This is a genomic window from Micromonospora sediminicola (assembly GCF_900089585.1).
GTDB lineage: Bacteria > Actinomycetota > Actinomycetes > Mycobacteriales > Micromonosporaceae > Micromonospora > Micromonospora sediminicola.
Genome location: NZ_FLRH01000003.1, coordinates 3910479 through 3923972 on the forward strand (window position 1 = coordinate 3910479; position 13494 = coordinate 3923972).

Annotated in this window: 10 protein-coding genes; 8 read left to right on the plus strand and 2 right to left on the minus strand. The window is 72.4% G+C overall.

Going from position 1 to position 13494, the window contains the following annotated elements; translation table 11 throughout:
- The first annotated feature begins 11 nt into the window (after positions 1-11).
- From GA0070622_RS18705 to GA0070622_RS18730, 6 genes are all read left to right on the plus strand, one after another.
- Positions 12-1103 (plus strand): ABC transporter ATP-binding protein, encoded by a 1092-nt coding sequence (locus GA0070622_RS18705; RefSeq protein ID WP_091574518.1) that lies wholly within the window; start codon positions 12-14, stop codon positions 1101-1103.
- Complete coding sequence (locus GA0070622_RS18710; protein ID WP_091574521.1) at positions 1100-2077, plus strand: ABC transporter permease; 978 nt, start codon at positions 1100-1102, stop codon at positions 2075-2077. The genes GA0070622_RS18705 and GA0070622_RS18710 overlap by 4 nt, the downstream gene beginning before the upstream one ends.
- Positions 2078-2080: 3 nt before the next feature.
- On the plus strand, positions 2081-3136 hold the full coding sequence (locus GA0070622_RS18715; protein ID WP_091574523.1) for an ABC transporter permease: 1056 nt from the start codon (positions 2081-2083) through the stop codon (positions 3134-3136).
- Positions 3133-4140: an ABC transporter ATP-binding protein gene (locus GA0070622_RS18720; protein ID WP_091574526.1), complete on the plus strand. Its 1008-nt coding sequence runs from the start codon at positions 3133-3135 to the stop codon at positions 4138-4140. The genes GA0070622_RS18715 and GA0070622_RS18720 overlap by 4 nt, the downstream gene beginning before the upstream one ends.
- Positions 4141-4176: 36 nt before the next feature.
- Entirely contained in the window at positions 4177-5586 is a 1410-nt protein-coding gene (locus tag GA0070622_RS18725) for a GH1 family beta-glucosidase (RefSeq protein ID WP_091574529.1), read from the plus strand.
- A 153-nt stretch (positions 5587-5739) separates the two neighbouring features.
- Positions 5740-7629: an RICIN domain-containing protein gene (locus GA0070622_RS18730; protein ID WP_281187022.1), complete on the plus strand. Its 1890-nt coding sequence runs from the start codon at positions 5740-5742 to the stop codon at positions 7627-7629.
- Positions 7630-7718: 89 nt separating this feature from the next.
- Here the strand turns inward: GA0070622_RS18730 and GA0070622_RS18735 are convergent, their stop codons facing one another.
- Positions 7719-8954 carry an ROK family transcriptional regulator gene (locus GA0070622_RS18735; protein WP_091574535.1) on the minus strand — a complete coding sequence of 412 codons (1236 nt, stop codon included), beginning with the start codon at positions 8952-8954 and terminating at the stop codon, positions 7719-7721.
- 138 nt (positions 8955-9092) lie between these two features.
- On the opposite strand from GA0070622_RS18735, the gene GA0070622_RS18740 reads away from it, so the two are divergent.
- Positions 9093-10466 carry a glycosyl hydrolase family 18 protein gene (locus tag GA0070622_RS18740; protein ID WP_091574537.1) on the plus strand — a complete coding sequence of 458 codons (1374 nt, stop codon included), beginning with the start codon at positions 9093-9095 and terminating at the stop codon, positions 10464-10466.
- A gap of 50 nt (positions 10467-10516) precedes the next feature.
- On the opposite strand, the gene GA0070622_RS18745 is transcribed toward GA0070622_RS18740, so the two are convergent.
- A complete protein-coding gene (locus GA0070622_RS18745; RefSeq protein ID WP_091574539.1) occupies positions 10517-11986 on the minus strand; it encodes a M1 family metallopeptidase in 1470 nt (489 codons plus the stop codon).
- A gap of 83 nt (positions 11987-12069) precedes the next feature.
- Here GA0070622_RS18745 and sthA point away from each other — a divergent pair, with 83 nt between their 5' ends.
- Entirely contained in the window at positions 12070-13473 is a 1404-nt protein-coding gene (gene sthA, locus GA0070622_RS18750) for a Si-specific NAD(P)(+) transhydrogenase (RefSeq protein WP_091574542.1), read from the plus strand.
- Positions 13474-13494 lie beyond the last annotated feature (21 nt).

Consider the following 13494-nt stretch of genomic DNA (forward strand, 5'->3'; position numbering starts at 1 on the left):
AGGAATGCGGCATGACGACGACCGAGAGCGCCCCGGCGCCGGTCGACGAGGTGGTGCTGGAGGCCGTCGGCCTGACCAAGCACTTCCCCGTCCGCCGGCGGTTGCGCAGTCTCCTCTCCCGGACCCCGACGGTGGTGCACGCCGTCGACGACGTGTCCATCGCGCTGCGCCGTGGGCGGGTGACCGCGCTGGTCGGCGAGTCCGGCTCCGGCAAGTCCACGGTGGCCCGGCTGCTGGCCCAGCTCTACCCGCGCACCGCCGGCGACATCCGGCTGCACGGCACGTCGACCCGGGTCCGCGGCGGCCGCCCGTTCCGCGCCTATGTGCGCCGGGTGCAGTTGATCCTGCAGGACCCGTTCGCCTCGCTGAACCCGGTGCACACGGTCCGCTACCACCTCACCCGCTCGTTGCGCATCCACGGCAACGCGGGCACCGGCCCGGACGGGCTGGAGAGGGCGCTGGCCGACCTGCTCACCCGGGTCAGCCTCACCCCGCCGGAGCGCTACCTCGACGCGTTCCCGCACGAGCTGTCCGGCGGCCAGCGCCAACGCGTCGCCATCGCCCGGGCGCTCGGCGCGAACCCCGAGGTGCTGCTCGCCGACGAGCCGGTGTCGATGCTGGACGTGTCGATCCGCCTGGGCGTGCTCAACCTGTTGCAGGACCTCAAGGACCGGCTCAACCTGGCCATCCTCTACATCACCCACGACATCGCCTCGGCCCGCTACTTCGCCGACGACACGATCGTCATGTACGCGGGACGGATGGTCGAGGGCGGTGACAGCGAGACGGTCACCCAGCGGCCGGCCCACCCGTACACCCGGTTGTTGACCGACTCCGCGCCGGACCCGGAACGGATCACCGGCGCGGGCGCCGACGCCACCGGGGCCGGCGAGCGCGGGCACGGCGAGCCGCCCAGCCTGATCCACCCGCCCGCCGGCTGCCGGTTCCACCCGCGCTGCCCGCACGCCATGGCGCGGTGCGCCAGCGAGCTGCCGCCGGCGATCCCGGTCGACGACCACCCCGGGCACTGGGCGGCGTGCTGGCTGTTCGACCCGGCCACCGTCGCGGCGGAGAACGGCGTGGCCGAGGAGGCGACCCGATGAGGTTCCTGCTGCAACGGCTGGCCTTCTACCTGTTCACCGCGTGGGCGGCGATCACCCTCAACTTCTTCATCCCCCGGATGGTGCCGGGCGACCCGGTGCAGTCGCTGATCTCCCGCAACCAGGGCCGGATCAGCGCCGACGCGATCGCCTCGCTGCGGGTGCTGTTCGGGCTGGACTCCGACCGCAACCTGTGGGAGCAGTACGTCGCCTACTGGGGCCAACTCCTGCACGGCGACCTGGGGCTGTCGTTCACCTTCTTCCCGGCGCCGGTGTCCGAGGTGATCGGGAACAGCCTGCCGTGGACCGTCGGCCTGGTCGGCGTCACCACCATCGTCAGCTTCCTGCTCGGCACCGCGCTCGGCGTGGGCGCCGGCTGGCGGCGCGGCTCGTGGATCGACGGGCTGCTGCCGGCCACCACGTTCCTCTCCTCGATCCCCTACTTCTGGCTGGGCCTGGTGGCGATCGCGGTGTTCGCCGGCCCGGGCAGCTTCTTCCCCTCCTCCGGCGGCTACGAGCCGGGCCTGGTGCCGGCGTTCGACGCGTACTTCATCCCCAGCGCGCTGCAGCACAGCATCCTGCCCGCGGCGACCATCCTGGTCTCGTCGATGAGCGGCTGGATCCTCAGCATGCGCAACATGATGGTCACCGTCTCCAGCGAGGACTACATCACCGTCGCGCACGCCAAGGGGCTCTCCGAGCGCCGGGTGGCGCTCAGCTACGCCGCCCGCAACGCGCTGCTGCCCAACGTCTCCGGCTTCGCGCTGTCGCTGGGCTTCATCGTCGGCGGCACGCTGCTCGTGGAGATCGTCTTCTCCTACCCGGGCCTGGGGTTCCAGCTCTTCCAGGCCGTCGGCAGCAAGGACTACCCGCTCATGCAGGGCATCTTCCTCATCATCACCATCTCGGTGCTGGTGGCGAACCTGCTCGCCGACGTCGCGTACCTGCTCCTCGACCCGCGGACCCGAAAGAGCTGAGCGATGACACTATCCCCGTCGAGCATCGAGCAGGTCATCCCCGGCCAGGGGGCGATGGCGCAGCCGTCGGCCCGGGCCCGGCGCCGCCGGTTCCGCTTCGTCGCCAATGCCAAGGCCGCCACCGGCCTGGCCATCCTGGCGGTGTACGCGCTGCTGGCCGTCATCGGGCCGTGGATCGCGCCGTACGACCCGGACGCGCGCAGCGTCGACGTGCTCCAGGCACCGTCGGCCCGGCACTGGTTCGGCACCACCCACCTCGGGCAGGACATCTTCAGCCAGATCCTGGTCGGCGCGCGCAGCGTGGTCGTGGTCGGGCTGATCGCCGGCGTGCTGGCCACGATCCTGTCCGTCCTCATCGGCGTGACCGCCGGCTACCTGGGCGGCGCGGCCGACGAGAGCCTGTCCGCGCTGTCCAACGTGTTCCTGGTGATCCCCGCGCTGCCACTGATCATCATCGTGGCGTCGCTCGTCGACCAGGCCGGTGAGCTGCTGGTCGCGCTGATCATCGGGCTCACCTCGTGGGCGTGGGGCGCCCGGGTGCTGCGCGCCCAGACGCTGTCGTTGCGCCGCCGCGACTACGTCGAGGCGGCCCGGGCCACCGGCGAGCGGACCTGGCGGATCATCGGGTTCGAGATCCTGCCCAACCTGACCGCGATCATCGCCTCCGGCTTCGTCGGCACCGTGATCTTCGCGGTGATGTCGGAGATCACCCTGGCGTTCATCGGCATCTCGTCGGTCAGCTCCTGGAACTGGGGCACCATCCTGTTCTGGGCACAGGGCCAGCAGGCGCTCGCCCAGGGCGCGTGGTGGTGGTTCGTGCCGGCCGGGCTGGCCATCGCGCTGCTCGGCACCGCGCTCGCGCTGATCAACTTCGGCATCGACGAGTTCGTCAGCCCCCGCCTGCGCACCGGCGGCCGGACCCGGATCCGCACCGCCGACGGCCGCACGGTCCGGATGCGCGTCGGGTTCACGCCGGTGCTGGCCCCGAAGGCGGCCCCCGTGCCGATGCAGAGATCCGCGGACGTGCGGGACACCACCCGAGAGGACCAGACCGCATGAACGACAAGGTGCTGGAGATCCGTGGGTTGTGCGTCGACTACGGCGTCGGCGCGGAGGCGGTGCGGGCGGTCCGCGACGTCGACCTGACGCTGCACCGCGGTGAGGTGCTCGGCCTGGCCGGGGAGAGCGGCAGCGGCAAGTCCACCCTGGCGTACGGGCTGACCCGGCTGCTCCCCCCGCCCGGCGTGGTCAGCGGCGGCCAGGTCGTCTACCACCCGGCCGACGGACCGCCGGTGGACGTGCTGACGCTCAGCCCGGCCCGGCTGCGCGAGTTCCGGTGGGCGGAGACGTCGATCGTGTTCCAGGGCGCGATGAACTCGCTGAACCCGGTGCACAAGGTCTCCACCCAGCTGCTCGACGTGATCCGGGCGCACGAGCCGAAGAGCACCGCGGCGGGCCGGCTGGCCCGCGCGAAGGAGCTGCTGCGCCTGGTCGGCATCTCCGCGGACCGGCTGGACAGCTACCCGCACCAGCTCTCCGGCGGGATGCGGCAGCGCGTCATGATCGCGATGGCGCTGGCGCTGGAGCCGCAGGTGGTCATCATGGACGAGCCGACCACCGCGCTGGACGTGGTGATGCAGCGGCAGATCCTCGGCCAGCTCGCCGAGCTGCGCGACCGGCTCGGCTTCGCGGTGCTGTTCATCACCCACGACCTGTCGCTGCTGGTGGAGTTCTCCGACCGGATCGCCATCATGTACGGCGGCCGGATCGTCGAAGAGGCGCCCGCCGCCCGGCTGTACGCCGAGCCGCTGCACCCGTACACCGAGGGGTTGCTGCACTCGTTCCCGGCGCTGCGCGGGCCGCGCCGGGAGCTGACCGGCATCCCCGGCTCCCCGCCGGACCTGCGCGCCATGCCGTCGGGGTGCGCGTTCCACCCCCGCTGCCCGAAGGCCTTCGACCCGTGCGACGAACGCCTGCCGGTGCTGGGCCCTCCCGGCGTCGACGACCCGACCCGGGCTGTCGCGTGCTGGCTGCACCCGGCCGTCGCGCCCCTGTCCCGCTGACCCGCCCGAGCCCACCCGCTACCCGCGAGGAGAACCATGGACACCGACCTCACCCGTCCCCGTGTCGAACAGGTCGACCCGATCGACACGCTGCCGCCGAGCTTCCGGTGGGGGGTGGCGACGTCGTCGTACCAGATCGAGGGCGCGGTGGCCGAGGACGGCCGCACACCGTCGATCTGGGACACCTTCTGCCGGGTCCCCGGGGCGGTGGCCAACGGCGACCACGGCGACGTGGCCTGCGACCACTACCACCGGATGCCCGAGGACGTCGCGCTCATCGCCGACCTGGGGCTGGACACCTACCGGTTCTCGGTGGCCTGGCCGCGGGTGCAGCCGGGCGGACGCGGTCCGGCCAACCCGGCCGGGCTGGCCTTCTACGACCGGTTGGTGGACGAGCTGCTCGGCCGCGGCGTCGACCCGTGGGTGACGCTCTACCACTGGGACCTGCCGCAGGAGCTGGAGGACGCCGGCGGCTGGCCGAACCGGGACACCGCCCACCGGTTCGCCGACTACGCGGAGCTGGTCTTCGCCGCACTCGGCGACCGGGTCCGCACGTGGACCACGCTGAACGAGCCGTGGTGCTCGGCCATGCTCGGCTACGCCTACGGCGACCACGCCCCCGGCCGACGGAACCTGGGCGACGGCATCGCCGCCGCGCACCACCTGCTGCTCGGGCACGGGCTGGCGACGCGGCGGCTGCGGGCGGCGGCGCAGTCGCCGATCGAGCTGGGCCTGACCGTGAACCTGTCGACGGCCGACCCGGCGAGCGACAGCGCGGCCGACCGGGACGCCGCGCGGGCGGCCGACGGGTTGGGCAACCGGCTCTACCTGGACCCGGTGCTGCGCGGGGAGTACCCGCAGGACGTGGTGGCCGACCTGGCCGCCGAGGGGGTGCGGATCCCGGTGCGGGACGGCGACCTGGAGGTCATCGCCACCCCGATCGACGTGCTCGGGGTGAACTACTACTTCGGGCAGCTGCACTCCGGGGTGGACGAGCAGGGCCGGGAGCGCGACGACGACGGCCGGCCGGTGCGCCGGGTGGTCCGCCGGGACCTGCCGCGCACGGCGATGGACTGGGAGATCGTGCCGGAGTCGTTCACCGACCTGCTGGTGCGGCTGCACCGCGACTATCCGGGCGTGCCCATGGTGATCACCGAGAACGGCGCGGCGTTCGACGACAAGCCGGACGCGGAGGGTTTCGTGGCCGACGACGACCGGGTCGACTACCTGACCGAGCACCTGCGGGCGGTGGCCCGGGCCCGGCAGGCGGGCGCGGACCTGCGCGGCTACTTCGCCTGGTCGCTGCTGGACAACTTCGAGTGGGCGTACGGCTACGACAAGCGGTTCGGCATCGTCCGGGTGGACTACGAGACGCAGCGCCGCACCCCCAAGCGCAGCGCGCTCTGGTATCGCGACACGGTCCGGCGGGTGCGCGGGCAGCGCTGAGCCGACCACTGCGGGCGGTCGCGCGGGAGGTGTCCCGGGCGGCCGCCCCGGCGTGTCCGAAGGCAGGTCGAGCCGCTTTTTTCATGCCTTGACATAAGCCGGTGCGAACGGTTTTCTCATTCGCGGATGTCGATTGATCCGGAAGGAGCATCCGTGTCCCCCACCACCGTCGCACGTCTCGCCGGCCGCGTCGCCCTGACGCTCTGCCTCACCGCCGGCCTCGCCACCGCCGTCCCCGCCGCCCCCGCGCACGCCGCCGGCGAACGGGTCGACGTCTGGCTCACCACCACCTCCGACTCCGGCGGTCGGACGGTCACCCGGGGTCTGCAACAGCAGAGCCCGCTGGCCTTCGCCGCCACCAGCCCCGGCGCCACGCACACCGTCACCGTCGACGAGAACACCCGGTACCAGCCGTTCGAGGGCGCCGGGGCGTCCATCACCGACACCACCGCGTACCTGCTGCGCGGCGGGCCGGTCAGCGCGGCCACCCGGGACGCGGTGATGCGCAAGCTGTTCAGCCCCACCGACGGCATCGGGCTGTCCTTCGTGCGCAACCCGATCGGCGCGTCCGACCTGTCCCGCCCCGGCCACGTCTCGCTCGACGACACCTGCTGCGACCTCGGCGACTTCGGCGCGAACGGGTACGACACCAACGTCGAGCTGCTGACCGCGCAGGCCCGGCAGCTCAACCCGGCGCTGCGGGTGATGGTGGTGCCGTGGAGCGCGCCCGGCTGGATGAAGGACAACGGCCGGATGGACCAGATGGGCTGGCTGAAGTGGGAGCACTACGCCACCTACGCGCAGTACCTGGTCCGCACGATCCAGGCGTACGCGGCGCGCGGCGTCACCGTCGACTACCTGTCGGTGCAGAACGAGCCGAACTGCTGCCAGGCCGGCAACCCCACCGCGATGGACTACCCCGGCATGAGCTGGAACGCCTCCGGCCTGGCCGAGCTGACCAAGAACTTCGTCTACCCGGCGTTCCGGGCCGCCGGGATCACCACCAGGGTGCTGGTGCACGACTGGAACTACGGCGACTACGGCACCATCGGCTCCGGGCTGCTGGCCGACAGCGCGGTACGGACCGACCCGCTCTTCGGCGGCATCGCCTGGCACGGCTACTTCGGTGACCCGGCGGTCGGCAGCCAGGTACGCGGCCAGTATCCGGCGGTGCCGCAGTTCAGCACCGAGCACTCCGGCGGCACCTGGATCACCAACCAGCACAACGAGGACATGACCGACATCGTCACCTACGCGCGGAACTGGAGCCGCAGCGTGGTGAAGTGGAGCCTGGCGGTCAACCAGAACATGGGCCCGCACAACGGCGGCTGCGGCACCTGCACCGGCCTGATCACGGTGCAGGAGGGCGGCGCGCGGGCCGGCCAGGTCGACTACACCATCGAGTACTACACCACCGGGCACCTGACCAAGTTCGTCCGGCCCGGCGCGACCCGGATCGACTCCACCGCCAACGGCACCGTGCCGAACGTCGCCTACCGCAACCCGGACGGCTCCAAGGCGCTGCTCGCGCACAACGGCGGCACGTCGGCGCAGTCGGTGCGCGTGGTGTGGGGCGGGCAGTCGTTCACCTACACGCTGCCGGCCCGCACCACCGCCACGTTCACCTGGTCCGGCACGCAGTCCGGTGGCGGCGGGTCGGCGACCGGCCTGGTCACCGGCATCGGCGGCAAGTGCCTGGACGTGACCGACAACGCCAGCGCCGACGGCACCCCGGTGCAGATCTGGGGCTGCTTCGGCGGGGCCAACCAGCAGTGGACCCGCGCCGCCGACGGCACGCTGCGCGCGCTCGGCAAGTGCCTGGACGTGGCCGGCGGGGGCACCGCCGACGGCACCCGGGTGCAGCTGTGGACCTGCAACGGCAGCGCCGCCCAGCAGTGGACCTGGACCGCCGGCCGGGACCTGGTCAACCCGCAGGCGAACAAGTGCCTCGACGTCACCGGCAACACCTCCGCCGACGGGGCGAAGACGCAGATCTGGAGCTGCACCGGCGGGGCCAACCAGAAGTGGACGCTGCCGTCCTGACCCGAGCGGCCGGGCCGGCGGCAGCGCCGACCCGGCCGCTCGGCGGCGATGCCGACCCGGCCGCTCAGCGGCGATGCCGACCCGGCCGCTCAGCGGCCCCGCGTGACCCGGGCCGGGCGGACCGCCGGCTCGCGGGGCACGCCGCCCTCGCGCAGCAGCCGGGCCATCGGCAGGGTGGCCGCGCCCATCGCGACCGCGTCCGGCCCGAGCCGGCACAGCTCGATCGAGGTCTGGGCGTACGGCTGGCGCAGCGCGTGCCGCGCGGTGGCCTCGCGGATCGCCGGCAGGTGCCGCTCGCCCAGTGCCAGCCCGGCCCAGCCGCCGAGCACCACCCGCTCCGGGTTGAACAGGTTCACCAGGTTCGCCACCCCGGCGCCGAGGTAGCCGACCGTCTCGTCGATCACCGTCGCGGCGGTGCGGCCGGTGGCGCGCAGCAGCTCGCCGAAGGCGGTCTCCTCGTCGCCGCCGGCCGCCGGTCGACCCCGGTTGGCCTGCCGGAACCGGTCGAGCACCCCCTCCGCCCCGACGTACGCCTCGAGGCAGCCGAGGTTGCCGCACCGACAGCGGCGTCCCCCGTACACGATGGTGGTGTGGCCCCACTCGCCGGCGCTGCTGTGCGCGCCGCGGTAGCCGACGCCGTCGGCGACCACGCAGGCACCCACGCCGGAGCCGACCAGGGCGATCACCGCGTGGCGCACGCCCCGGCCGGCGCCGAACCACATCTCGGCCTGCCCGAGCGTCTTCGCGCCGTTGTCCACGTGCACCGGGACGTCGGTGCCGGCGCGCAGCATCGCGCCGAGCGGGACGCCGTCCCAGCCGAGGGTCTGCGCGTGCACCACGGCGTCGGCGGTCCGCTCGACCGTGCCGGCCACGGCGACGCCGAAGCCGAGCACGGCGGCCGGGTCGACGCCGGCCTGCTCGGTCACCGCGGCGAGGCCGTGCAGCAGGTGCGTGGCGACCTGGCGCGGGTCGGGCTCGGCGGCGGCGATCGGGTACTCGGCCTTGGCCAGCGCGGTCATGGCCAGGTCGAACAGCTCGACCTGCACCCGGGTCTCGCCCACGTCGGCGCCGACCAGGTAGCCGTAGCCGGGGGCCACGCGCAGCAGCACCCGGGGACGGCCGCCGTCGGACTCGACCGAGCCGGCCTCCTCGACCAGCCCTTCGGCGATCATCTCGCCGACCAGGTTGCTCACGCTGGCCAGGCTCAGCGCGGTCGACTGGCCCAGCTCGTGCCGGCTGAGCGGGCCGTCCAGCCAGATCCGGGTGAGCAGGACCGACCGGTTGGCCCGGCGCATGTCGCGCACCGTGGTGCGTCTGGCGTCCACGTCCGCCGCCGTCCTTCCCCCGGCCGCCCGCCGGGCGACCTGCATTCACGCCGTGAACCAAGTGGTGACAGACTACTGCGCATTTACATTTAACAAAGTTAACTGATAGCCTCCGGCGCATCGATGAGGAGGTATGTCATGCGACTCGGACGCGGGATGACCGCGCTACTCGGTGGCGTCGCGCTGCTCGCCGCCACCGCCGCCCTGCCGGCCACCGCCGGCGCCACGCCCACCGGCACCCGCAGCGCGCTGGTGGCGTGCGACGCGCCGGCCTGGGCCGAGGGCGTCACCTGGACCGCCGGCAGCCGGGCCAGCTACGGCGGACGGCTCTACCAGGCGCTGGTGACGCACACCCCGCCGGTCGGCGCCGGCTGGACCCCGGCCGCGGTGCCGGCGCTCTGGAGCGATCTCGGCGCCTGCACCGGCAGCACCCCGTCGCCCAGCCCCACCACGCGACCGCCGTCGCCCACCCCCACGCCCACGCCCTCCCCCACCCGGACACCGACCCCCACGCCCACCCCGACCGCCACGCCCAGCCCGACCACGCCGGGCGGTGACACCTGCGCGCTGAAGTCCCGGCCGACCGGCAAGGTGCTGCAGGGCTACTGGGAGAACTGGGACGGTGCGGCCAACGGCGTGCACCCCGGGCTCGGCTGGATCCCGATCACCGACTCCCGGATCCCCGGGCACGGCTACAACGTGCTGACCACGGCGTTCCCGGTGATCCGCGCCGACGGCACCGTGCTCTGGGAGGACGGCATGGACGCCGGGGTGAAGGTGCCCACCCCGGCGCAGGTGTGCCAGGCCAAGGCCGCCGGGCTGACCGTGCTGCTGTCCATCGGCGGGGCCGCCGCCGGCATCGACCTCAGCTCCGCCGCGGTCGCCGACCGATTCGTCGCCACCGTCGTGCCGATCCTCAAGCGCCACAACTTCGACGGCATCGACATCGACATCGAGACCGGGCTGACCGGCAGCGGGACCATCACCCAGCTCTCACCCTCGCAGTCCAACCTGATCCGGATCATCGACGGGGTGCTGGCCCAGATGCCGGCCGGTTTCGGGCTCACCATGGCGCCGGAGACCGCGTACGTCACCGGCGGCAGCGTCACCTACGGCTCGATCTGGGGCGCGTACCTGCCGATCGTGAAGAAGTACGCGGACAACGGCCGGCTCTGGTGGCTGAACATGCAGTACTACAACGGCTCGATGTACGGCTGCGCCGGCGACTCGTACCCGGCCGGCACCGTGGCCGGTTTCGTGGCCCAGACCAACTGCCTCGACGCCGGCCTGGTCGTGCAGGGCACCACCATCCGGGTGCCGCTGGACCGGCAGGTCCCCGGGCTGCCCGCGCAGACCGGCGCCGGCGGCGGCTACCTGAGCCCGGCCCTGGTGGGCCAGGCGTGGAACACCTACCAGGGCCGGCTCAAGGGGCTGATGACCTGGTCGATCAACTGGGACGGCTCGAAGGGCTGGACGTTCGGCGACAACGTCCGCGCGCTGCAGGGCCGCTGAGACGCGACGCGGGGCCCCGTCGACCCCGACGGGGCCCCGCGCGCGGGAGGTCAGCCGACGGCGATCTTCTTCGGCGTGGTCTTCGAGTCCAGCCAGGCGTTGATCAGCTTGGTGAAGTCGCGGCCGGTCTGCTTGTTGACGAAGGCGATGAACGACGCCCGGTCCTGCTGGGTGTTGCGCTGGTCCTGCACCCAGGCGCGGGCCAGGGCGAAGAACGCCTTGTCGCCCAGCTCGCGGTGGATCTCGCGGAGCATGGCCGCCGGGCAGAGGTAGACGTTGCCCTCGGCGAACCGCTTCGGGTCGGGCCGGCCGGGCGGGCCGAGCTTCTTGCGCAGGACGGCGTCGCCCTCGCGCAGGTACCGGTCCAGGCTGGCCTCGCTGAGCTTCAGCGTCTCCTGGGTGTAGAGGTCCTGGGCGTACTTCGCCCAGCCCTCGTTCAACCACAGGTCGGTCCAGGTGGTCGGCGTGATCGAGTTGCCGAACCACTGGTGGGTGTACTCGTGCAGCAGGTCGCTGCCCCAGCGGTCACGGCGGGCCTTCGTGTTCTCGATCTCGCGGCCCATCGTGATCATCTGCTGGGTCTCCATACCCGACGCCGAGTCCACCACCACACCGCCGGAGGGGAACGGGTACGGGCCGAACTTCTTCTCCAGCCACGCCAGGTACTGCGGGGACTTCTTCAGGTACGGCAGCAGCTTGTCGTCGGCGCCCTTGCGGTACCAGAAGGTCAGCGGCACGCCGCGCGGGCCCGTGGCGGTCAGCTTCTGGTACTTCCCGACCGCGAGCGTGGTCAGGTAGGTCGCCACCGGGTCGGCGCTGCGGTAGGTGAACGTGGTGCCGGACTGCCCCGCGGGGGTGCCGCTGGCGATCGCGGACCAGCCCGCCGGCACGGTCACCCGGATGTCGTAGAGCGCCTCGTCGGACGGCTGGTCGTTCGCCGGGTACCAGGTGAACGCGCCGAACGGCTCCTGCATGGTCCAGAGGCCGCCCTCCTTGGTGAGGGTGAGACCCAGGGCCTCGGTGTCCTTGCGGTGCGACGGCATCGGCGTCGTCCGCGGCCTGCCGTGGTAGGTCACCACCAACGTCACCGGCTTGTCCGCGACCACCGGGGCGGACACGGTCAGCTTCTCCTTCGCCACCGCCCCGGGAACCGTCGCGCCGTCCAGCGTCACGCCGTCGAGCTGGTAGGGCATGAAGTCGAGGACCAGGTTCGACGCGTCCTTCACCGGCCGGATCCGCAGGGTGGCGGTGCCGGTGAGGGTGGTGCTCGACGGGGCCCACTCCAGGGCCAGGTCGTAGTGCAGGACGTCCACCGCGTCGGTGCCCCGGGCGGGATAGACCGGGTCGGCCACCGGGGTGGAACGCCCGGCCTGCCAGGCGGTGTAGTCGACGGCGGCGACGGTCGGGCTCGGCGTGGCGGCGGGGGCGGACGGGGTCGCGGCCGGGGCGGCGGGATCGGTGGTGCACCCGGCGACGAGCAGCGGTCCGAGGAGCAGGATCAGGGGTACGGGGCGGCGCATCAGCGCACCATACGGCAGTGATCCACTTCCGTGGGGGCGTCGCCGGCTGGCGCCCGGCCGGACATCCTGCGACGCTGGCAGTCGTGTACGACTACGACCTGCTGGTGCTGGGCTCAGGACCGAGTGGACAGAAGGCGGCGATCGCCGCGGCCAAGCTGGGCCGGCGGGTCGCCATCGTCGACCGCCGCGACATGCTCGGCGGCGTCTGCATCAACACCGGCACCGTGCCGTCCAAGACGCTGCGCGAGGCCGTCCTCTACCTGACCGGGCTCAGCCAGCGTGACCTCTACGGCAGCAGCTACCGGGTCAAGGAGGACATCACCGTCGCCGACCTGGCCGCCCGCACCCAGCACGTGATCACCCGGCAGACCGACGTCATCCGCAACCAACTGGCCCGCAACCGGGTCGCGATGATCACCGGCACGGGCCGGTTCGCCGACCCGCACGCGGTCTGGGTCGACGCCGGCTCCGGCCGGGAGACCCGGGTCAGCTTCGACAAGGCGGTCATCGCCGCCGGCACCCGGCCGGCCCGCCCGGACAGCGTCGACTTCGACGACCGGACGATCGTCGACTCCGACGGCGTCATCAACCTCCAGGCCGTGCCCCGCAGCATGGTCGTGGTCGGCGCCGGCGTGATCGGGATGGAGTACGCGTCGCTGTTCGCCGCGCTCGGCACCAAGGTGACGGTGGTGGAACGCCGCGAGCGGATGCTCGACTTCTGCGACGAGGAGATCGTCGAGTCGCTCAAGTACCACCTGCGCGACCTGTCGGTGACCTTCCGCTTCGGCGAGGAGGTGGCCGCCGTGGAGAAGCACCGCACCGCCGCGCTCTGCGTCCTGCGCAGTGGCAAGAAGATCGTGGCCGACACGGTGATGTACTCCGCCGGACGGCAGGGGCAGACCGACGACCTGGCGCTGGAGGCGGCCGGTCTCACCGCCGACCACCGGGGCCGCATCCAGGTCGACGCCAACTACCGCACCGCGGTCGACACCATCTACGCCGTCGGTGACGTGATCGGCTTCCCGGCGCTGGCGTCGACCTCGATGGAGCAGGGCCGGCTGGCCGCGCAGCACGCCTGCGGCGAGCCGGCGCGCACCATGTCGGAGCTGCAACCGATCGGCATCTACACCATCCCGGAGATCAGCTTCGTCGGGAAGACCGAGGACGAGCTGACCGAGGCGTCCACCCCGTTCGAGGTCGGCATCGCCCGCTACCGGGAACTGGCCCGGGGGCAGATCGTCGGCGACTCCTACGGCATGTTGAAGCTGCTCGTCTCGCCGGAGGACGGGCGGCTGCTCGGGGTGCACGTCTTCGGGACCGGCGCCACCGAGATCGTCCACATCGGGCAGGCCGTGATGGGTTGCGGTGGCACCGTCGACTACCTGCTCGACGCGGTGTTCAACTACCCGACGCTGGCCGAGGCGTACAAGGTGGCGGCGCTGGACGCGGCCAACAAGATCCGCAACATCACCCGGATCGACGGCTGACCTCTCGCTCAGGTGTTGGCC